The sequence below is a fragment of the Paenibacillus sp. J14 genome (assembly GCF_000518465.1).
Lineage (GTDB): Bacteria > Bacillota > Bacilli > Paenibacillales > Paenibacillaceae > Fontibacillus > Fontibacillus barengoltzii.
The window spans coordinates 19741-36024 of record NZ_JADQ01000007.1; the positions used below are offsets into that span (position 1 = coordinate 19741).

Here is a 16284-nt window from a genome sequence, read left to right on the forward strand (position 1 = left end):
CATGACGCTTCTCTCATTCGCTTGAAATTTAAGGCACTTTTTGCTAGTGTGATAGAAAAAAATCCAACCTCTTATATCGGTAAAAGGAGCAACATTGATGAGCACAAAAAAACTTTCCCGCCTGGCCGGCATCATGATATCTGTATGCCTTGGGACGGCTTCCCTCGGATCGCCGGGACTGCCAGTGGCTTCCGCTTCGCAGACGCAGGCGGGGAAATCCGTAACTGTGACCGTAGGGGGGCAATCCGTTGCCTGGACAACCAAGCCCCTCATTTATCGCGGCGTGACCTATGCCCCTTTGCGTGAAGCGGCGGAATACCTGGGTGCAGAAGTACGATGGAATACTACGAAACGTGCTGCCGAGCTTCGGGTACACGGGGACACGATCCTGCACCGCGCGGGGACGGATCTGTTCAGCGTCAACGGCAACCCGCTCCGGATCGGCGTAAATTCGTTAGATCAAGGCGGCGTCACCTTGGTGCCTTTGCGGGCTTTAGCCGAAGTGCTGAAGGCTGAGGTGGATGCCGTGGCAATGTCAGGAACGATGCACGTTGCCTTGACCCCGGACGCAGCGACAATCCGTTCTTCGGAAACCGAGGTAGCTGACCGCTATTTGCAAGCCCAGAAGTACTCCGGCATCGCAATGATTGCTAAAGGTGACCAGATCCTGCTGCGCAAAGGGTACGGATATGACGGCGATAACCAGCTCGTCCGGGCCGATCAAAAGTCGCGCATTGGATCGCTGACCAAATCGTTTACGGCGGCGGCCGTCATGAAGCTCGCGGAGGAGGGAAAGCTTCACCTAGACGATACATTAGAGTCGTATTTCCCCGGTTTTCCTAGTGGGGATCGGATTACTATTCACCTGCTGCTATCCCACCTGTCCGGCATCAACCCCAACTTTCCACGTGTTGCGGGCCTGTCCTTGCAAGATACCATCGAAGCGATCCGCTCCAAACCGCTGCTGAGTGAACCGGGCAGCAAATTTATGTACAGCAACAGCGGTTATGTCGTGCTGGCAGGGATCATCGAGAAAGCCTCGGGGATGAGTTATGGGGAATATCTGAAGCAGAGCATTTGGGAGCCGCTGGGTTTAAAAGACACCGGCGAAGCGAAGCCCTCGATTCCGGTCCTTCAGGGCTACGTTAGTGCCGGGGACCAACTCTGGGCGCCGGCCGGCCCTTATATCTCACAATCCGGGACCGGCACGTTATACTCCACTGCCAACGACATGTTGACGTGGATCGCCTCATTTGAAACGGAACGCGTACTTAGCCAAGCGTCAATCGACCAAATGTTCACCCCATATTCTGAGAAAAATTACGGCTACGGCTGGATGATTCAGCAGGAAAACGGGACAACACGCGTCTTCCACAATGGCAGCGGTACCGGCTACGCCACCGGCATGTCCCGGGAGCTCGGCGGCGGGTATACGATCATCCTGCTCGGCAACCACGCCGGCATGGATACGTTGACGCTGATGACCGAGCTCAGGATGCAGTTGCCGTAAATCTTAACAGAGCCTCTGAACGAAACATAACTAAGCTTAGGAATTTCTTCTATTTTAGAATGTTACAATTTAATCTTTTAGATCAAAGTCAAACAGAACATTGAATTTTTCTCAATACTTATAATCCCCTTCTTCATACTTAGTAGTAAGATCAACTAGACATAGTGTTCATTTTCATTTTCGTTTGTAACACGATGTTAAGTATATCAATATATTAATCTTGCAGATGAATTTCTCTTAAATCTGGAAACTGCGGGATACTGTTATCTTGGATTTATATCCTAGGGAAAGCTCACCTGCAATAATCAATAGGTGGGATTTAGGATGGAAAACAATAAGTTAATTAAACTGCAAGTTGAAGAACCAAGAATAAAAAGCGCAACTAACTTTTTACAAGACAAGGGGGTTTCACTCGAACTAAATAGTCCTCAACTTTACAAATATAAAAATACTAAGTATTTAATCTTATCTGCTAAAAGTAAACCTGAACTTTTTGTCCTGTCTTATAACGAAAATGATGAACTAGTGGAAGTAACAACGAAAAGTACACTTCTGAATCAATCGGGGAATGTAATAGAAAATCACTTCACAGGCAAAGAAAAAAAATTAGCGGTAGATGATAATAAGCAAAACAACTTCACTCCTGCTGCAAATACAGCCTCATCTTGTCCTCCTGGCCAAGAATGGAGGGAATACAACTGTAAATATGTACCTGAGCTAAATGAATTTTGTCTTATTGCATGCGCTGCAGCTAAAATAAAACCTAGCTTGTGTATCAATATGTGCACCAATAATATTAAAACGTGTGAAACAGATTGCTTTCCTATTGACGGCGGGATACCCACATAATACTAATTTATATTTTTAGCTTCTTCTATTCTTTGCTTCAGTTGGCGCTTTTTTTCTTCTAAACGTAAAATCTTTCGCATTGTAATAAATGACAAAAAACAAAACAGAGTATATTTAGCATTTATAAAGTCCAAATCGTTATCATAAACAAACTTATTCACTCTCTTTCACCTCTTTTGAACAGAACCTGAGCAATACGCTTTCCTAAGAAAAGCTGTTGTTCAGGTTCCTCTTGTAATGAATGAACTTCAAAATAGTAGTATGATGTCTTATCCGTTTTATTTTTTTATTACGTAACATTATATTCTATTTCAAAATCATCTTAAAGGAGAACATTTCTATGTCAAGTTTATGTAGACATAAACTATTAAAAAGCATTCAGGCGGTTCACGGCGCCGTAATTTCTTATGCCAACTGTGTCTGTGAAGATATTTCTGAAAAGGAAAAGGAAATTTTTTTTAAGTTCGGATTGGAGCTAGCCGTGCAGTTACAAGAATTACGGAGACTTTATATTTCCCTGTATCAATTTGACCCATTAAGTGGGATCCCCACAGTAGATACTCAATGTTGTACCTCAAAAATAAATCACTCAGAACAAAATAAAACCGATAAGGATTGAATATCTCCAGTGGTTTAAAGTAACTAACAGCACGATCGGTCTGATCTAAGAGAAGAAGGCCTCCCTGATCAATCTTGGGATGCCTTCTTCTCTTCCATATTCACTTCTCATGCAATGTTCAAAGCTCAGAGCTCTTAAGCAACTCCAGCGCCACGGCGGCGGCCTGCTGCTCGGCTTCCTTCTTGGATCTGCCAGTACCCTGGCCAAGCGGACGCCCATCCATGCGGACCTCCGCAACGAATTCGCGCTCATGGGCCGGTCCCCGTTCTTCAATGATCCGGTATTCCAATGTGCCCATGCCATGATGCTGCGTCAGCTCCTGCAGCTCCGTTTTGAAGTCGCCGGTTGACAGCTTGCCATCAAGGGTCAAATTAGGGAATACATGGCGATGAAGGAACGCAGTAACTGCTTCCAGGCCCTGGTCCAAGTACAAAGCGCCAATAAAGGATTCGAACACATCCGCGAGCAGAGCAGGACGAGTTCGCCCACCCGTCAACTCCTCGCCTTTGCCTAGCAGGACGTATCTGCCAAACTCCAGGTTTTCGGCGAATTTCACGAGCGACGGTTCACAGACGATCGCGGCGCGCAATTTGGTCAGCTCGCCTTCAGGACGATCCGGGAATAACCGATATAAATGCTCCGAAACGGTCAATTCGAGAACGGCATCGCCCAAGAACTCCAGCCGTTCGTTATCCTCATATTGACTGAAGCGATGCTCATTCACGTATGACGCATGAGTGAAGGCTTGTTTCAGAAGCTGCCGATTTTGGAATACCAGTTCAAGTTTTTGCTGTAACTGCTTCAGATCTCCATTCACCGGACTTAACCCCTTATGCTTCGTATTTCTTCATGATGATCGTGGCATTGTGTCCACCGAATCCAAACGAGTTGGACATCGCGACGCGGACATCCGCACGTCTGGCTTCGTTCGGAACGTAGTCCAGATCACATTCTGGATCCGGATGCTCCAAGTTGATCGTTGGCGGAATGATGCCATGCTTCAAGGTGAGCCCGCAGATGACACCTTCCACCCCGCCGGCAGCCCCAAGCAAGTGGCCGGTCATCGATTTCGTCGAGCTGACCGCCAACTGATAAGCATGGTCGCCAAACGCCCGCTTGATCGCAATCGTCTCCGAGCGGTCGCCAACCGGAGTCGATGTCCCGTGGGCGTTGATATAATCCACTTCTTCCGGCGCAATCCCGGCATCACGGATCGCCATCTTCATGCAACGCTCCGGCCCGTTCGGATCCGGCTCGGTCATATGGTGAGCGTCTCCGCTCAAGCCGTAGCCAATCACTTCACCGTAGATTTTAGCACCGCGCTTCTGTGCATGCTCCAGCGATTCCAAAATCAGAATCCCGGCGCCTTCGCCCATGACAAAACCGTCTCGTTCCAGATCGAACGGCCGGCTGGCCTTCTCCGGTTCGTCGTTGCGGGTCGACATCGCCCGCATCGAGCAGAACCCTGCCATACCGGTCGGACGGATCGTTGCTTCCGCGCCTCCGCAAATCATCACATCGGCATCTCCCCGCTGGATCAGCTTGTACGAATCGCCGATGGAATGAGTTCCGGTCGCGCACGCAGTCACCGCCGTCGTGTTCGGACCCTTCGCTCCAAACATGATCGATACATGGCCCGATGCCATATTCGCAATCATCATCGGAATAAAAAATGGGCTGACGCGTTTTGGACCTTTCTCCAGCAAAATATTGTGCTGGTCTTCCCAAGTTCCAAGACCGCCGATCCCTGAACCAATCATCACGCCAACCCGTTCCGGATCGGCCGTCTCACCGATGGTGAGGCCGCTGTCTTTCATGGCGCTGACCGCCGCAGCGGCGGCAAATTGCACGAAGCGGTCCATCTTCCGCGCTTCCTTCCGGTCCACATAATCCTCTGGATTGAAATCTTTCACGGAGGCGGCAATTTGCGTCGGGTATTCGCTGACATCAAACGCTTCGATTCTTGAAACGCCAGACTTCCCCTGAACAAGGTTATTCCACAGCGTATCAAGGTCTTGTCCAAGCGCGGTCACGACCCCCATTCCTGTAACTACTACTCTATGCTTCAAACACATTCACCTCGTATGGACTTCATGTGTACTAATCATTCTAAGTCTTAAGCACGAATGCTTGAAGAGCTGAAGATGAGGAGAAGTCCCGCCTGCTATGTAGGAGGTACGGGACTTTTGGATGACATTAGGTATGAGATTGTATGTAGTTTACAACTTCACCTACAGTCGTAATCTTCTCTGCATCTTCGTCGGAAATTTCCAGATCGAATTCATCTTCCAATTCCATGACCAACTCAACTACGTCAAGCGAATCCGCACCCAAGTCGTCTTTGAAAGACGCTTCCAGGGTCACTTCGGCTTCATCAGCGCCGAGGCGATCCACTACAATGCGTTTTACGCGATCCAAGATATCGGACATCCGGTTCACCTCCTCTTTGGTATTATAAGAGATTTGAAGTTAAAATGCCATAGAAGCGAAAGGCGTGATTTTTACATGTACATTCCGCCGTCTACGTGCAGCGTCTGACCGGTCATATATGCCGCGCTGTCCGAGGCGAGGAACAGAACCACGCTGGCGATCTCCTCAGGTTGTCCCAAGCGGGCCAGTGGGATATCCGCCAGCAGCTTCTGGCGATACTCCTCCGGAAGCTCGCCCGTCATATCGGTATCGATAAATCCGGGAGCGACGCAATTCACGGTGATCCCGCGCGAAGCCAACTCGCGTGCCGAAGATTTGGTCAAGCCAATCACCCCGGCTTTGGCAGCGACATAGTTCGCTTGGCCCGCATTGCCGAGCACGCCAACCACCGAAGAGATATTGATAATTCGTCCCGAGCGCTGCTTCATCATCGGGCGGGTTACGGCTTTGATGCCGTTAAATACGCCTTTGAGATTCGTCTCGATGACTTGATCAAACTCTTCTTCCTTCATACGCATAATTAAATTATCTCTTGTAATCCCTGCGTTATTCACGAGAATATCGATCCGGCCCCACGCATCCAGCATGGATTTCACCATTTCCTCAAACTGCTCGCTGTTGCCTACATGGGCTTTTACCGCGTAGGATTTCACACCAAGCGCCTCAATTTCAGAAACGACGCGGGCGGCGGCTTCTTCATTTCCCGCATAGTTGACAACAACGTCAGCTCCCGCCTCAGCCAAAGCAAGTGCAATGCTGCGGCCAATTCCACGAGAAGCTCCCGTGACCAAAGCGGTTTTCCCTTGCAGCGGTTTGCTCATACGGTTCATCTCCTTTCGCCTAACCTATGCGAAGCATTTAAAAAATCAAAGCTCTAGTTTGCCTCTATGATCCTATCGCCATTCTTTGCGCCAAACGGCACCTTTGCGGCGAGGTAAAACCGAAGGTTAAATCGAGCTATTACCTATTCAGCGAAAGCTGCAGCCGTCTGTTCCAGGCTGTCCAATCCGCTGACGTTAAACAGACGCGCCGATTTATCGATTTTCTTGATTAAACCGGTTAAGACACTGCCAGGTCCGATCTCTACGAAGGTATCCACACCTTGGGACAGGAGCCAGCTCACGCTGTCCTCCCAAAGCACTGGGGAATACACTTGACGAACCAGCAATTCGGCAATCTCTACGCCGTTTTGAACGGGGCGAGCTGTCACGTTCGCGACCACCGGCACCTTGGCATCTTGAAACGAAGCCGCAGCCAGTCGTTCGCCGAGCCGTTCCGCAGCCGTCTTCATCAAAGAAGAGTGGAACGGACCGCTGACTTCCAGCGGGATCGCCCGTTTGGCTCCGATTTCCTTCACCCGTTCAATAACAAGGTCGACCCCTTCTCGGCTTCCCGAGACCACAATCTGCCCAGGGCAGTTCACATTCGCCAGCTCAACCAGCGCACCGCCAGCAGTAATGTCGGCGCACAGCTTAGCAAGTGCGTCACGCTCGCCGCCAAGGACGGCTGCCATCGCGCCTTGCCCGCCCGGCACCGCTTGCTCCATAAATTCGCCGCGCGCCCGAACAAGCTTCACGGCATCTTCAAAGTGAAGAACACCGGCTGCGGTCAGCGCGCTGTATTCGCCCAGACTGTGACCGGCAACATAATCCGGTTGAACGCCTTTGGCGGCAAATGCCTCATATAGCGCCACGCTAGTCGTCAAGAGCGCCGGCTGTGTATTGGCCGTCTGCTTCAGCTCCGTGTCCGGTCCGCCGAAGATCAGATCGGTGAGCTTGAAGCCCAGCTGCTCATCTGCAGTTTCGAACCGCGCCCGTGCTTCCGGCAGCGCGTCATATATATCCTTGCCCATTCCAACGCTTTGGGAACCCTGTCCCGGAAAAACAAAAGCGATTTTGCCCATCCTGTGCACTCCCTATCGTAAAAGTCCGGTGAATGTCCATCCATTCTCGCGTATCCGAATGGCGATCGCCTAGATTACCACACGAGCACGGATGCTCCCCAGGTTAGTCCGCCTCCGAAGCCAACGAGCAGGATGGTGTCGCCTTCCTTCATGCGTCCATCCTCTGCTGCTTCAACCAGCGCCAGCGGAATCGAAGCCGCCGAAGTGTTGGCGTATTTATCCACATTGATCACGCACTTCTCTTCCGGCAAATTCAGACGCTCTCTCGCCGATTGGATGATTCGGATATTCGCCTGGTGAGGGACGAAGAGATCGATGTCCTCTTTGGTCTTCCCTGCTTTGCGAAGCACTTCTTCGGTTGCCGTTCCCATCACGCGTACGGCAAACTTGAACACCTCGCGGCCATTCATATAAATGTAATGCTTGCGATCCGCCACGGTCGCCTCCGAAGCAGGAAGACGAGAACCGCCCGCTTCGAGCTTCAGCAACTCGCCGCCGGCCCCTTCCGCGCCGAGATCAAAGGACAAGAATCCGCGGCCTTCCGGCACCTCGCCGAGCACGACAGCCCCGGCCCCATCCCCAAACAGAACACAAGTGTTCCGGTCCGTATAGTCCGTGATGCGGGACAAGGTATCCACACCGATCACCAGTGCATTCCGGTACATTCCAGTCTGAATAAATCCGTTCGCCGTGGCCATTCCGTAAACAAACCCTGAACAAGCGGCGGATAAATCAAAGGCAGCCGCTTTCTTCGCACCGAGCTTGTCCTGCAAAATGCAAGCGGTCGAAGGAAACGCCATGTCCGGGGTGATCGTTGCCACAATGATCAAATCCAGCTCTTCCGCTTTCAAACCCGCGGAATCCAACGCCCGAACGGCCGCTTCATAAGCCAAGTCGGAGGACGCTTGGTCCGGTGCGGCGATATGCCGTTCTTTAATTCCTGTACGCGAAACGATCCATTCGTCATTCGTATCTACGATTTTCTCCAAATCGGCATTCGTCAGCACCTTTTCCGGAACGTACTTCCCGGTCCCGATAATTCCAACCGAACGTAATTTTGTCACGATCCTCATTCACTCCCCGCTGATTTCACGTGCTATACTTTCCGTCAATTTGCTTTGCAACGCCGTACGCGCTTGGCGTACAGCATTCTTAATGGCACCTCCGTCAGAGGATCCATGCCCCTTCACGACCAAACCACTTAAACCAAGAAGCGGCGCTCCGCCATGCTCCTTGTAGTCCATCGTCTTCTTCAATCCGCGCAGGGACGGCATTAATACGGCTGCAGCCAGCTTGTTCTTTAACGATTTTGAAAATTCCTTCTTCAGAATCGAGAACATCGTGCCCGCCGTACCTTCCAGCGATTTCAGCAAAATATTTCCCGCAAAGCCGTCACACACCAGTACATCGCAAGCACCGGTCAAAATATCCCTAGCTTCCACGTTCCCAACAAAGTTAATCGGCATCGTCTCTAACAGCGGGAAAGCCGATTTGGTAAGCTCATTGCCCTTCTTCGCTTCGGTGCCGACATTCAGCAGACCCACCCGCGGCTTGCTAATGCCGTGCACCTTCTCGCGATAGATGCTTCCCATCAGGGCGTACTGGGCCAGATGCTCCGGCTTGGCATCCATATTGGCACCAAGATCAAGCGCTAACACGCCGCGCTCATCCACCGTCGGGATCATCGGCGCAAGCGCGGGCCGTTCAATCCCTTCCATCCGCCCGACCACCAGCAGTCCCGTAGTCATCAATGCACCGGTGTTGCCGGCGGAGATCATCGCCTCCGCTTCCCCTTCGCGGACAAGCCGTCCGGCGACAACCATCGAAGAGTCCTTTTTGCGGCGAACCGCCTTAACCGGCTCGTCCTCCGCTTCGATCACTTCGGACGCGTGATAAATTCGTAAATTTGCCGGCGCTCCTTGCAGCATCGGCTTCAGCACTTGCTCATTACCAACCAGAATGATTTCGGTATCGCTCCATTCCTTGGCTGCGGCCAGTGCACCTTCGACCGTGCTCTGCGGCGCGTGATCTCCGCCCATCGCATCAATGGCGATTCTCATGCTGACTTCCTCCTTCTGAAGTGTCCTCTCCGGTGGACCGGTAGATGACGAAATTCCCTTGGAATACCATTTCTTCGCCTACGTAAGTAAAGACCTCAACCTTCGCTTTGCCTTTTTGGCCGGAATTGGGTCTGACATAAGCTTTCGCAATGCATTTCTCACCGAGATGCACCGAACGGATAAACCGGATGTCTGCAGAGAATGTCAAAGCGATTTCGTCGTTGATCACAGCCACCGCCAAGGAGTTCGCCTGGGCAAACACATGATGTCCACGGGCGATCCCCGTCCGGGAGAACACATGCTCCTCACGGATTTCAAAGATGGAGATCCCGCTCTTGTCCAGCTGCAGATCGACGATCTCCCCGATGACCTCATGCAGCGGCAAGGAACGAACCTGGTCATACGACCGTTCCGCCATCAGCTTCATCCGCTCCCGGAGCTCCGGGATGCCCAGCTCCATGCGGTCAAGACGGATTGTCTGAATGCTGACTTTCAGCTGACGGGTCAGCTCTTGGTCCGTAATAAACGGGTTAGCTTCTATCATTTGGACGAGCTGTTGCTGCCTCGCCCGCTTCGGCAAACGTTCGATGGGTATCCCCCCCTCTTCAGCAAGCAATGATGGTCTATCTATAATATCAACGTTCCCTTATATGTAATAGTTGGCGAAGCTATTCTTTAGAACCTGGTACTAAAATGTAGTATAAAGCATCCCGTCCCAAAAGAAAAGCGAAATTGCCATAAACCTGACGGAAGGCGGCACGGGAGGCGGCAACAACAAAGACAAAAAAAATAGCACCTCATCGAAATGAAGTACTACTTTGAGTTGTTGCTTTAAGCTTATTGGCCAATAATTTCTCTAGATTTGTAAGTTCCGCAAACTTTGCAAACGTGGTGAGCAAGCTTCAATTCTCCGCATTGTTCACATTTTACCATGCCCGGCACAGCCAATTTGAAATGCGTGCGGCGTTTGTCGCGGCGCGTTTTGGACGTTCTCCGTTGAGGTACTGCCATGGTTCCCACCTCCTTATTCAAGTCAACCCTAACCGGGGCTTTATTTCTTGTTTTCTTGCTTATTTTTTGAAAAAATCGCCGAGCGCTGCGAGTCGCGGATCGATCTTATCCGTATTGCAGCCGCAATCCCGCTCGTTCCGATCCGTTCCGCAAACCGGGCATAGCCCTTTGCAGGATTCCTCGCACAGAGCGGCATACGGAAGATGAAGCAACAGCGTCTCTTCCACGTACGGCACGAGATCGACTTTGTCGTCGGCGACATAATGCAAGTCATCGTCTTCTTCCTGCGCCTGTACGTCTGTCTCGGGATCGTCGCCTTGTTTGAAGCTCTCTGAAAACTCCGCTTGCACGACCTGCTTCAAGGGCTTCAGACACCGGGAACAGGTCATATCGAGCTCTGCGGTCAGCTGACCCTTGACATCGACTACGTCTCCGCCGGCAGCTTCCGCCTGCAAATCGACCTGAAGCGGACTGATCGCGGTAATGTCCCTGCGACCTTTAACGACATGGCTTACGTCCAAGGCTTGATGAATCTTCACCGGAGCTCCGGACGAGTTCACCTGACGTAAATGAATAATCATCAGCATCACTCCAAACAAACAAAAGTTATTATACCGATTTTAAGTAAGTTTTGTCAACAATAAAGCGATAATCCTGCGGAAAAGCTGTCGTTCACTTCCCCTTGCCGTACCGCGCCGATTTCATGGTATATTGTGGTATATTCATAAATGAAAATTTGAAACTATCACCCCGGAGAATAAGGAGTCGAGTCCTTTGAAGATCGTAGGGATTATCGTTGAATATAATCCGTTGCATAACGGTCACGCTTACCATTTCGCCGAGGCGAAGCGGTTGACGCAGGCGGACGCGGTCATCGCCGTGATGAGCGGCGATTTCCTGCAGCGCGGCGAGCCGGCGCTTGTCGACAAATGGGCTCGGGCCGAGATGGCCCTCCGCCTCGGCGTCGACGTCGTACTGGAGCTGCCGGTCGCCTACGCGGCCCAGCCGGCGGAGTGGTTCGCCTACGGAGCCGTGGCGTTGCTGGATGCGACGGGGATCACGACGCATCTGTGCTTCGGCAGCGAAGCCGGCGCGCTGACGGCGCTGCTGCCGCTGGCCGAGCGGCTGGCCGCCGAACCGCAAGCGCTGCGGGCGGCCCTCGCGGAGGAGCTCGCCACCGGGGCGAGCTACCCCGCGGCCTATGCGGCCGCAGCCGCGCGTACGCTCGGCGGCAGCGCCCTTGATGCCGCCGCAGCGCGAGCGCTCTTGGAGCAGCCCAACAACAGTTTGGGGCTGCATTACCTGATCGCGCTGCGGCGGCTTCGCAGCGGCATCGCGCCGGTCACCGTCCGGCGCCGGGCCGCGGGATACGGCGATGTCGCGCCGACGGACGCGAGCATCGCCAGCGCCACCGCCGTGCGGCGGCTGATCGCCGGCGGCGGCCTTACCGCGGCCGCGCCGTATCTCCCGCCGTCCACGGTGGACATCCTCGCCCGCGAGTTCGCGGCGGGACGCGGGCCCGTGACGTGGGAGAGCTTGGCCGCGCCGCTCTTCCATCAGCTGCTCCTGGCGTCGCCGGAGCATCTGGCCGCCCTTCATGAGGTCAACGAAGGGCTGGAATACCGGATCAAAAAAACGCTGCCCCGCTTGTCCGAGCCCACCGTCGCCGAGCTGCTGACGCAGCTCAAGACCAAACGCTACACGCATACGAAGCTGCAGCGCACGCTGCTGCATATTCTCTTGCAGCATCCCCGAGCGCTGCTGGCGCCCGAGGCGCTCGCGCAAGGCCCAGGGTATCTGCGCGTGCTTGGCTTTAGCGCGGCCGGGCAGCAGCTGCTCAAGCGGATGAAACAAACGGCCCGTCTGCCGATCCTCACCCGGGCTGCTGAAATGGAGCACCCGCAGCTGAATCTCGACATTCGGGCCGCTGCCGTATATGCAAATGCGATGCCAAAGCGAAGCGCAGAGGAGCTGCTGCGCGAGTACCGTCAAGCCCCTATTCGCTTGACGGATTAATCACGCCGTTACGCTCCAAGCCTCACGCCGCCAAACCTGGAATCGCTTGCCCTGGATTATGGCGCCTTCGGCTCCAACGAAGCCAAATAATCCAAGGCATCGTCCAGCGTCTTCACCGGAACGAGCTTCATCTTCGAACCGATTTCCTCCGCTTTGGCCTTCGCAACCTTATAATTTGCCTCTGGAACAAAAAATATTTCCGCCTTCTCCCGATCCGACGCCACAATCTTAAACTGGACGCCGCCGATCGCTCCTACGGTGCCGTCCTCGGCGATCGTGCCGGTGCCAGCCACCCGGTAGCCTTTGCTTAAGTCCCCCGGCGTCAACTGATTATAAATCTCAAGCGTAAACATTAAGCCGGCCGACGGACCGCCAATCCGCGTGTCGGCAAACTTCACTTCCTTAGCCTGATCCGCGGCCTGTATCTTCCGCAGTTCGCCTACCGATACACCTAATCCGGCCTTGCGCGCGCCGTCAGCCGCCTTAATCTCTACCAGCTCCACCTGCTGGTCGACCGATTTGCCTCCCCGTTCCAGACGGACATCAACCACATCCCCCGGTTGATTGTCCTGCAGCAAGGCGCCAAGGTCTTCAAACCGATTGACCGGCTGTCCCTTCACCGCTCGAATTATATCCCCGGAGTGAAAATCTCCCTTGGGCGGGCTATCCTTAGACAAGCCGATGATAAATACGTACTCCGGGACGATACCGTACTTGACGCCGGCTTTATTATAGGCCGCCATAATCGCATTGGATTGGGAGCTGTTCATATAGTATCGCTGTTGCGTTTCGTATTCCTCGTCATTGCGATCAGGTTCCTTCTTCACGATCTCGGCATGCTTGTTGAAGCGAGCCGTCGCCAGCATCCATACGTTGGCGTAACTGACGGAAACCGTTGTGAGCATAAAAGTGCCCTTCTCCTCAGGATCTCCCGACGGGATGGAAACCATCGGTTTGATTTCCTCTGCCGTCCCCGGCTGATTGATCATATACGGGGTAGACATATAGACGACAACATAGACGATCACCGCAAGGATCAGCACATACAGTCCCGATTTTAACGCTTTGGTTCTGGATGGTCGCATCCCGTTTCTCCTCCCTTCCTGTGTGGCGGCGCTTTCGCATCTTCTCAGCCGCCGCTCCTCTGCCTGCACCTGCCATGCGAAACCGGTAGTCTGTCCTTCGCCGCTGATGCATAGCATGTACTATGCGTATATTCGCTATCGATCTTTATCTAATGACAAAGAAGGTGGATCTATACATATGAATTTCCGACGTTTGGCTGCCAGCCCGCTCTCCACATGGTTAACCGGATTTTTGGCCGTTTTGCTCGTGATCTGCGTCGTTTACGCCCCCGGCGAAGCGTTCAAAGCTTCGGGGGAAGGCTTGACCATATGGTGGCGCATCGTATTCCCAGCCTTGCTGCCATTTATCGTTCTGTCGCAAATGCTGATCGCCTCAGGATTCGCCCATGGTCTGGGCGCGTTGCTCGAGCCTTTCACCCGCCGCGCCCTGGGTCTTCCCGGCTCCTTCGGCTGGGTGCTGCCGCTGGGGATGACGGCCGGCTTCCCTGCTGCAGCCGAAGCTGCGGTAACCCTGCATAAGCAGGGCAAGATCACCGCGCGTGAAGCTGAACGTCTCGCCGCGACAGCTCACTTCTGCAGCCCGATGCTGCTCGTCGTTGTAATTGGTGCAGGCTTCTTAAGCCGACCTGAGGTCGGCTTGCTCTTGCTCGCCGTGCATTGGATGGCCGGCATCGCCGCCGGCGTGACGCTGCAGTTGGTGTTCCCGGACCGCTCGAAATCAGCGGTGTCTCCACCAGCGGTAAAGCCTGCAGCCGAGCGGCGTGAATCGATCCTGCGCCTGGCCGTTCGCCGCATGGAGGAGGCCCGCCGCGAAGACGGCCGCAGCTTTGGCAAGCTGCTGGGCGACGCGGTCACTTCGGGCGTACAAACGCTGATGATTATCGGCGGATATATGCTTATTTTCGCAGTTGTAATTCACGTTATTCTGCTTGCGTTCCCTCATCATACGATGGCTGTTGCAGTGAAAAGCGCTCTGGAGGTCCATTTAGGCTCCTATGCCCTGTCCGGACTGGCTCCTTCTCTTCCTCCGGCCCTCAGCGCCTCGATATTGGGGGCGGTACTAGGGTGGAGCGGCCTATGCGCTTACCTGCAAGTGCGAGCTATCCTCGGGCCCGCAGGCATCGGTGAACGGTCGTTCCTGCTCAGCCGTCTGCTCCATGCGGCTTATGCTTATATCCTCACCTTGCTGCTGTGGAAACCGTTTACCCACTGGCTGCCAAGCGTTCTACCCGCATTTGGCGGCAGCGCAGCCTCGCCAATAGGAAGCGACACCCCGTCCGTCAAGCTGCCCAGTTGGCAGCTAGCGTTCGGGGTGATGGAATGGCAGCTGTGGATGCTGACTTTGTTGACGGTTGGCTTCTTGTCCATCGCGCTCCTGTGGCGGCGACAAGAGAACCCTTAAACTTTAAGCCCTAAGCCGTGCTTAGCTCGGCCCCAGCTTATCTTTGAACTTCTCGCGCAGCGCCAACTCAACCTCCGGCGGCACGAGATCGCTGACATCGCCGTGGAAGCTGGCAATCTCCTTGACGACGCTGGAGCTCAAATACGAATATTTGGGGTGCGTCATCATAAAGATCGTTTCCACCTCGCTGTTCAGCTTATGATTTGTAGAAGCCAGCTGCAGCTCGTATTCAAAATCGGTGACGGAGCGAATGCCCCGGACGATCACATGGGCTTGCTTGTAGTCCATGTAATTCACCAGCAAATCCCGGAAACTGTCGATCTCGACATTAGGGAGGTGCCCGGTCACCTCTCTGAGCAAGGCCTTGCGCTCATCCACCGTAAATAACGGCTTCTTGCTTAAATTGTTCAGTACGGCCACGATCAGCTTGTCAAACTGGCGCGAGGCCCGCTGGATGATGTCCATATGCCCTTTCGTTACAGGATCAAAACTGCCTGGATATACCGCCACACGCGGTTGCCGCTGTTCACTCATGTTGTTCCTCCTGATCGTCGGTTTGAACCGTGTTCAACTCGGTATCGTAAGTATAAATGGATACGGAGGTCTCCCCGTATTCCGCTTTTCGGAACTGTACAAAAGGCCCAAACCGCTCAGGATAAACAAACGAGGCTTCATGTTCAAGTACAATCGTTGCCTCCGGCTTGAGCAGCTGCAGCTCGTCCATCTGGGTCATCAGCGCATCCCCGTGTTTCAAGCGGTACGGGGGATCCAAGAACACCAGATCAAAGGACGCCTCCCGTTTCGCCAGAGCTTTCAGCGCACGTTCTGCGTCGTTTTTGTAGACTTCAGCCATGGCCTCGAATCCGGTCGCCTTCAAGTTCTGACGGATCGTCTCAAGGCTCTTCACATCTTTATCGATAAATACCGCCTTGTCCATGCCGCGGCTTAACGCCTCAATGCCGAGACCGCCGGTTCCGGCAAACAAGTCCAGCGCGGAGCCGCCGTCGAAATACGGACCGATCATGCTGAATATCGCTTCTTTGACTTTGTCTGTAGTCGGCCTGGTCCCCATGCCGGGTACGGCTTTGAGCGACCTGCCCCGGGCTCGGCCCGATATCACTCTCATCGATTAGTTCACACACCTTTTATGCCTGGAAAATTCCTGTCGATATCGTACCATAATCCGCCTAGGATTGAAAAATGAAAAAATCATCGAACTTTTTTGCGAATCGAGGTATAAAAGCCCTCTGCCCGGACACAATTAGAGTATCGACATCACCAAATGTCGTAGACAACCGCGGAGAAGACTTACGTTTCCCCATAAGCTCTTCGTCCGGTTTCTCCTCTCCCATGATGGGCATCCCGCGAGGGATGCCCGGACAAAAGCCCTTGTAGTAAG

At 53.4% G+C, this 16284-nt stretch carries 19 protein-coding genes; 5 read left to right on the plus strand and 14 right to left on the minus strand.

What is annotated here, in order from left to right:
- Window positions 1-97: 97 nt before the first annotated feature.
- On the plus strand, window positions 98-1510 hold the full coding sequence (locus M891_RS0103110; RefSeq protein ID WP_028537788.1) for a serine hydrolase: 1413 nt from the start codon (window positions 98-100) through the stop codon (window positions 1508-1510).
- A gap of 324 nt (window positions 1511-1834) precedes the next feature.
- Window positions 1835-2359 carry a hypothetical protein gene (locus tag M891_RS0103115; protein WP_016312472.1) on the plus strand — a complete coding sequence of 175 codons (525 nt, stop codon included), beginning with the start codon at window positions 1835-1837 and terminating at the stop codon, window positions 2357-2359.
- Window positions 2360-2361: 2 nt separating this feature from the next.
- On the opposite strand, the gene M891_RS25695 is transcribed toward M891_RS0103115, so the two are convergent.
- Complete coding sequence (locus M891_RS25695) at window positions 2362-2520, minus strand: hypothetical protein (protein ID WP_157273275.1); 159 nt, start codon at window positions 2518-2520, stop codon at window positions 2362-2364.
- Window positions 2521-2699: 179 nt separating this feature from the next.
- Here M891_RS25695 and M891_RS0103125 point away from each other — a divergent pair, with 179 nt between their 5' ends.
- Window positions 2700-2978, plus strand: coding sequence for a hypothetical protein (locus M891_RS0103125; RefSeq protein ID WP_016312473.1), 279 nt, complete (start codon window positions 2700-2702; stop codon window positions 2976-2978).
- A 118-nt stretch (window positions 2979-3096) separates the two neighbouring features.
- Here the strand turns inward: M891_RS0103125 and rnc are convergent, their stop codons facing one another.
- The 10 genes from rnc to M891_RS0103170 all read right to left on the minus strand — a co-directional run bounded on the left by rnc (window position 3097) and on the right by M891_RS0103170 (window position 10963).
- On the minus strand, window positions 3097-3795 hold the full coding sequence (gene rnc, locus M891_RS0103130; RefSeq protein WP_028537789.1) for a ribonuclease III: 699 nt from the start codon (window positions 3793-3795) through the stop codon (window positions 3097-3099).
- A 13-nt stretch (window positions 3796-3808) separates the two neighbouring features.
- Window positions 3809-5047 (minus strand): beta-ketoacyl-ACP synthase II, encoded by a 1239-nt coding sequence (gene fabF / locus M891_RS0103135; protein ID WP_028537790.1) that lies wholly within the window; start codon window positions 5045-5047, stop codon window positions 3809-3811.
- Window positions 5048-5174: 127 nt separating this feature from the next.
- On the minus strand, window positions 5175-5408 hold the full coding sequence (gene acpP / locus M891_RS0103140; RefSeq protein WP_009222968.1) for an acyl carrier protein: 234 nt from the start codon (window positions 5406-5408) through the stop codon (window positions 5175-5177).
- A 71-nt stretch (window positions 5409-5479) separates the two neighbouring features.
- On the minus strand, window positions 5480-6229 hold the full coding sequence (fabG, locus tag M891_RS0103145) for a 3-oxoacyl-ACP reductase FabG (protein WP_028537791.1): 750 nt from the start codon (window positions 6227-6229) through the stop codon (window positions 5480-5482).
- A gap of 143 nt (window positions 6230-6372) precedes the next feature.
- On the minus strand, window positions 6373-7311 hold the full coding sequence (gene fabD / locus M891_RS0103150; RefSeq protein ID WP_016312476.1) for an ACP S-malonyltransferase: 939 nt from the start codon (window positions 7309-7311) through the stop codon (window positions 6373-6375).
- A 74-nt stretch (window positions 7312-7385) separates the two neighbouring features.
- The gene (locus tag M891_RS0103155; RefSeq protein WP_016312477.1) at window positions 7386-8375 is read right to left on the minus strand and encodes a beta-ketoacyl-ACP synthase III; all 990 of its coding nucleotides are present in this window, start codon (window positions 8373-8375) and stop codon (window positions 7386-7388) included.
- Between the two features lie 9 nt (window positions 8376-8384).
- On the minus strand, window positions 8385-9371 hold the full coding sequence (gene plsX / locus M891_RS0103160) for a phosphate acyltransferase PlsX (RefSeq protein ID WP_016312478.1): 987 nt from the start codon (window positions 9369-9371) through the stop codon (window positions 8385-8387).
- Window positions 9355-9951: a transcription factor FapR gene (fapR, locus tag M891_RS0103165; RefSeq protein WP_028537792.1), complete on the minus strand. Its 597-nt coding sequence runs from the start codon at window positions 9949-9951 to the stop codon at window positions 9355-9357. The genes plsX and fapR overlap by 17 nt, the downstream gene beginning before the upstream one ends.
- Window positions 9952-10208: 257 nt before the next feature.
- Window positions 10209-10382, minus strand: coding sequence for a 50S ribosomal protein L32 (rpmF, locus tag M891_RS24815; protein WP_009222962.1), 174 nt, complete (start codon window positions 10380-10382; stop codon window positions 10209-10211).
- A 59-nt stretch (window positions 10383-10441) separates the two neighbouring features.
- Window positions 10442-10963 carry a YceD family protein gene (locus M891_RS0103170; RefSeq protein WP_016312480.1) on the minus strand — a complete coding sequence of 174 codons (522 nt, stop codon included), beginning with the start codon at window positions 10961-10963 and terminating at the stop codon, window positions 10442-10444.
- Between the two features lie 193 nt (window positions 10964-11156).
- On the opposite strand from M891_RS0103170, the gene M891_RS0103175 reads away from it, so the two are divergent.
- Window positions 11157-12398 (plus strand): nucleotidyltransferase, encoded by a 1242-nt coding sequence (locus M891_RS0103175; RefSeq protein ID WP_028537793.1) that lies wholly within the window; start codon window positions 11157-11159, stop codon window positions 12396-12398.
- A gap of 56 nt (window positions 12399-12454) precedes the next feature.
- Here the strand turns inward: M891_RS0103175 and M891_RS0103180 are convergent, their stop codons facing one another.
- Complete coding sequence (locus M891_RS0103180) at window positions 12455-13483, minus strand: SepM family pheromone-processing serine protease (protein ID WP_028537794.1); 1029 nt, start codon at window positions 13481-13483, stop codon at window positions 12455-12457.
- A gap of 178 nt (window positions 13484-13661) precedes the next feature.
- Here M891_RS0103180 and M891_RS0103185 point away from each other — a divergent pair, with 178 nt between their 5' ends.
- A complete protein-coding gene (locus M891_RS0103185; protein ID WP_036699282.1) occupies window positions 13662-14885 on the plus strand; it encodes a nucleoside recognition domain-containing protein in 1224 nt (407 codons plus the stop codon).
- Window positions 14886-14906: 21 nt separating this feature from the next.
- Here the strand turns inward: M891_RS0103185 and coaD are convergent, their stop codons facing one another.
- Window positions 14907-15419: a pantetheine-phosphate adenylyltransferase gene (gene coaD, locus M891_RS0103190; protein ID WP_028537796.1), complete on the minus strand. Its 513-nt coding sequence runs from the start codon at window positions 15417-15419 to the stop codon at window positions 14907-14909.
- Complete coding sequence (gene rsmD / locus M891_RS0103195; RefSeq protein WP_028537797.1) at window positions 15412-16011, minus strand: 16S rRNA (guanine(966)-N(2))-methyltransferase RsmD; 600 nt, start codon at window positions 16009-16011, stop codon at window positions 15412-15414. Before rsmD ends, coaD begins: the two co-directional genes overlap by 8 nt.
- Window positions 16012-16284: the final 273 nt, after the last annotated feature.

Bases quoted from the DNA above. Each gene is read 5' to 3' on its own strand.
- M891_RS0103110 (WP_028537788.1), top strand. From the start codon at position 98: ATGAGCACAAAAAAACTTTCCCGCCTGGCCGGCATCATGATATCTGTA.
- M891_RS0103115 (WP_016312472.1), top strand. From the start codon at position 1,835: ATGGAAAACAATAAGTTAATTAAACTGCAAGTTGAAGAACCAAGAATA.
- M891_RS0103125 (WP_016312473.1), top strand. From the start codon at position 2,700: ATGTCAAGTTTATGTAGACATAAACTATTAAAAAGCATTCAGGCGGTT.
- acpP (WP_009222968.1), bottom strand. From the start codon at position 5,408: ATGTCCGATATCTTGGATCGCGTAAAACGCATTGTAGTGGATCGCCTC.
- fabG (WP_028537791.1), bottom strand. From the start codon at position 6,229: ATGAGCAAACCGCTGCAAGGGAAAACCGCTTTGGTCACGGGAGCTTCT.
- fabD (WP_016312476.1), bottom strand. From the start codon at position 7,311: ATGGGCAAAATCGCTTTTGTTTTTCCGGGACAGGGTTCCCAAAGCGTT.
- plsX (WP_016312478.1), bottom strand. From the start codon at position 9,371: ATGAGAATCGCCATTGATGCGATGGGCGGAGATCACGCGCCGCAGAGC.
- rpmF (WP_009222962.1), bottom strand. From the start codon at position 10,382: ATGGCAGTACCTCAACGGAGAACGTCCAAAACGCGCCGCGACAAACGC.
- M891_RS0103170 (WP_016312480.1), bottom strand. From the start codon at position 10,963: ATGATTATTCATTTACGTCAGGTGAACTCGTCCGGAGCTCCGGTGAAG.
- M891_RS0103180 (WP_028537794.1), bottom strand. From the start codon at position 13,483: ATGCGACCATCCAGAACCAAAGCGTTAAAATCGGGACTGTATGTGCTG.
- M891_RS0103185 (WP_036699282.1), top strand. From the start codon at position 13,662: ATGAATTTCCGACGTTTGGCTGCCAGCCCGCTCTCCACATGGTTAACC.
- coaD (WP_028537796.1), bottom strand. From the start codon at position 15,419: ATGAGTGAACAGCGGCAACCGCGTGTGGCGGTATATCCAGGCAGTTTT.
- rsmD (WP_028537797.1), bottom strand. From the start codon at position 16,011: ATGAGAGTGATATCGGGCCGAGCCCGGGGCAGGTCGCTCAAAGCCGTA.